The sequence below is a fragment of the Hydrogenophaga sp. genome, from assembly GCF_048549895.1.
GTDB lineage: Bacteria > Pseudomonadota > Gammaproteobacteria > Burkholderiales > Burkholderiaceae_C > Hydrogenophaga.
Map to the genome: position 1 here is coordinate 1 of NZ_JBLYYB010000237.1, position 2,993 is coordinate 2,993.

General features: G+C 57.7%; 2 protein-coding genes and 1 pseudogene. 2 read left to right on the top strand and 1 reads right to left on the bottom strand.

Features of this window, described 5'->3' with window-relative positions; translation table 11 throughout:
- Together ACN4F8_RS21770 and ACN4F8_RS21775 are read left to right on the top strand one after the other, a co-directional pair.
- Positions 1–665: pseudogene (locus ACN4F8_RS21770) on the top strand (SIR2 family protein); the annotation flags it as partial.
- Entirely contained in the window at positions 662–2,422 is a 1,761-nt protein-coding gene (locus tag ACN4F8_RS21775) for an ATP-binding protein (RefSeq protein ID WP_419475497.1), read from the top strand. The pseudogene ACN4F8_RS21770 and the gene ACN4F8_RS21775, both read left to right, overlap by 4 nt.
- A 115-nt stretch (positions 2,423–2,537) precedes the next feature.
- On the opposite strand, the gene ACN4F8_RS21780 is transcribed toward ACN4F8_RS21775, so the two are convergent.
- The coding region (locus ACN4F8_RS21780) for a DUF559 domain-containing protein (protein ID WP_419475498.1) at positions 2,538–2,993 on the bottom strand (456 nt) is incomplete at its 5' end.

A 2,993-nucleotide genomic window follows, 5' to 3' on the forward strand; every position in this document is an offset into this window, starting at 1 on the left:
AGTACGCTGCGCGCAAAGGGCGCTACGTCATTGTTGACGGTTTTTCGCATACAACGCCGCAAGTCTTCGACTCGCTTTACTTCTCGTACGACATCGTGAAACGGGAAAGCAGCCCAGACAGTCACGATTTCATTCCGAACGTCTTCCATCTCTACAAACTTCACGGCTCTGTAGATTGGACAAAGAGCAAGAGCTCCGGAGAGATAGAAAAAGACCCCACCTCTGAATCACCGCTTCTCATTTATCCCCGAAATACCAAATACGAGTTGTCATTCGAGCAACCGTATCTGGAGATGATGTCGGCATTCCAAACTGCATTGCGGCAACCGGATACCGGCCTTCTCGTTTTGGGATTTGGATTCAATGACAACCATTTGGCTGAGCCAATACTGTCGGCCATTAATTCCAATCTGCACCTCAAGGTCGTGGTCTGTGACCCTGGCCTTGGTCCATGGGAAAACAAGGACAAGGTTCTCCAGGACGGCAACGATGCGAAGCACCCGTACCTGTCAAAGCTCAGGTACTTGATTGAGCACGGTGATGCGCGCCTGGCGCTCATTTCCTCCACCTTTGAGCAAGCCGTGCCGTTGATGCCGGATATCGCTGCTGAAACCGACCTCGAGCAGCACTACGAGCGCATCCGATTGATGCGGGAGGCAGGATGACCGGCAGGCTCGCGACAAGTCCGTTTGACCCCTCCCGCTACATTGGTGCGGTCACCTTCGTGGGGCCGGACAGTGCTCGCATCAATCTGCCGAAGGCTGCGGGTGTCGCTCCTCGGCAATATTCAGGATATGCAGTGCTCGGCGGCCAGGTCGGCGAGTTCATCTTCATAGAAGGTGAAGGCGTTGCAGTGTTGGGGCGCATCACCGAGGTGAAGCTGCCCGACAACGAACGGCTCAAGGCCGAGCCTTCCCTTGGCGCTCCCCCGGACGCCAATCCCATCGGGTTTGTCCAGCTCTTGACGACCCTCGAGCTTGCGACCGCCAAAGTCATATCCGGGATTCCGTTCCATCCCCGCATCGGGCAGCACGTTTTCTCAGCGCACCCGCTATTGGTGAAGCACATCGTGGAAGGTCAGGCTGTCTCCAGCGCGGGAGCCATCGAGCTCGCCACGATTCCGCATGACCCGAGCACGATGGTCAACGTGAGTCCAGGTCACTTGTTTGGCCGTCACTGCGCGGTCCTGGGAGCCACCGGGGGCGGGAAGAGTTGGACCGTCGCTCGAATCATTCAGGAAGCTGCCAGGCTCGGAGGCAAGGTGCTCCTCGTGGACCCGACTGGCGAGTTCCACACGTTCACGAACGGGGTGCGTTCTGTGCATCTCGGCGGCGTACCCGAGAGTGAGGAGGACATACGCAAGTTTGTTGCCTTCCCGTACTGGGACCTCAACGAAACGGACCTCTTCGCAATCTTCCAGCCATCGCCAGGCGCCCAAGTTCCGAAACTGCGCGAAGCGTTGCGCAGCCTCAAGCTGAACTACGTACTAAACGGCGATAAGGAGCCGCATCACTTCATCAAGGCGAACACAGAAAAGAAGGTGTTTAACTATGAAGTGAACAAAAATGAAGCGTTAGTCGAGGCGCCGGGAGCGAGGTATGTGATTAAAGCTTTGGCGCGGCAGGTCTACGAGGAGTGCGTACATGAAAGCGCAGGGTCTGCATCGAATCCGAACTACGCTATGTGGGGCGGCCCTGACGAGCGGATTCGGGGCTATTGCGACACTCTGGTATCCAAGATTTACAGTATTACCCGGGCGCCGGCGCTTCGATGCCTTTTCGCACCTGAGCATTTCGCTCCGTTGACGAAAGAGATTCAATCCTTCTTTGCGTCTGACGATGCCGTCCTAAGAATCAGCTTGGCCGACTTGCCGTTCGAGCATCACGCGCGTGAACTCCTCATCAATGCCATCGGACGGCATCTTCTAGGACTGGCTCGGAACGGGGCATTCCGACAGATGCCCACAGTGGTGGTGCTCGATGAAGCCCACCAGTTCTTGAGCAAGGCCATCGGTGACGAGAACAACCGCGTGCCGCTCGATGCATTCGGCCTGATTGCGAAAGAGGGTCGAAAGTACGGTTTGACGACTTTGCTTGCGACGCAGCGCCCGCGCGACATCCCTGAAGACGTGTTGAGTCAGATGGGCATGTTCATCGTGCACCGTCTGATAAATGAACGTGACCGCGACATCGTCGAAAAAGCCTGCGGCAATCTGGACGGCAGTGCAGCCGCCTTCCTGCCAACGCTGGGTCAAGGGGAGGCAATCCTAGTCGGTGTTGACTTCCCAATGCCCACGCCAATCAAAGTAACCGAGCCGGAGTACCCTCCCAAGTCGGAAGGCCCCTCCTACGCAAAGTTCTGGAAGAAGAAGCCTCCAGCGGAAGCTGCTGCGGCCGCCGCTGCGGGTGGCCCGGCGCAGTGACGAAGCCCACGTGGTCATCGGAAGTGAGCCTACTTCGCGGAGTACCCTAAAGAAGCGGCTTTCGAGCACTGCCTTGAGTACGGCGAGGTGAGCCTAGCCGCGCTGCGCACGATGCTTATAGCCTGGCGCCTCCCGGGACGGAGTCGTTTGCCATAGTCGCCGCTGCGATTGCGTCAGTGAGCGCATCACCTGCTCCTTGAGCCTTCCGGTACTCATCTGCTGGCGTCCAGGTGCGCATTTCCACCAGAGAGGGAATTTTCTCCAGCGCGCCGAGAGGCTCAATGCCCATGTTGTGCAGGCGTGCGAGAAGCTCTTCGAGGACATCGTCTTTGCGCAATGACCACGTGGACGCAAAACAGCGCCAAAACGTCCAGCCAGCTCGTTCGAGAACGCGTTGTCGATTCATGTCAGCAGCCCAGCGGTCTGGTCCATGGAACTCGTCTCCGTCGCACTCGAGAGCGAGTCGCGTGTCGTTCGGCCCTTCGACCACGTAGTCAAGAAAAAAGGACCCTGCCGTGACCAGCGGGATCCCGCGATAGCCGCGCTGTAAAAGCTCTGTGTAGACCAGACG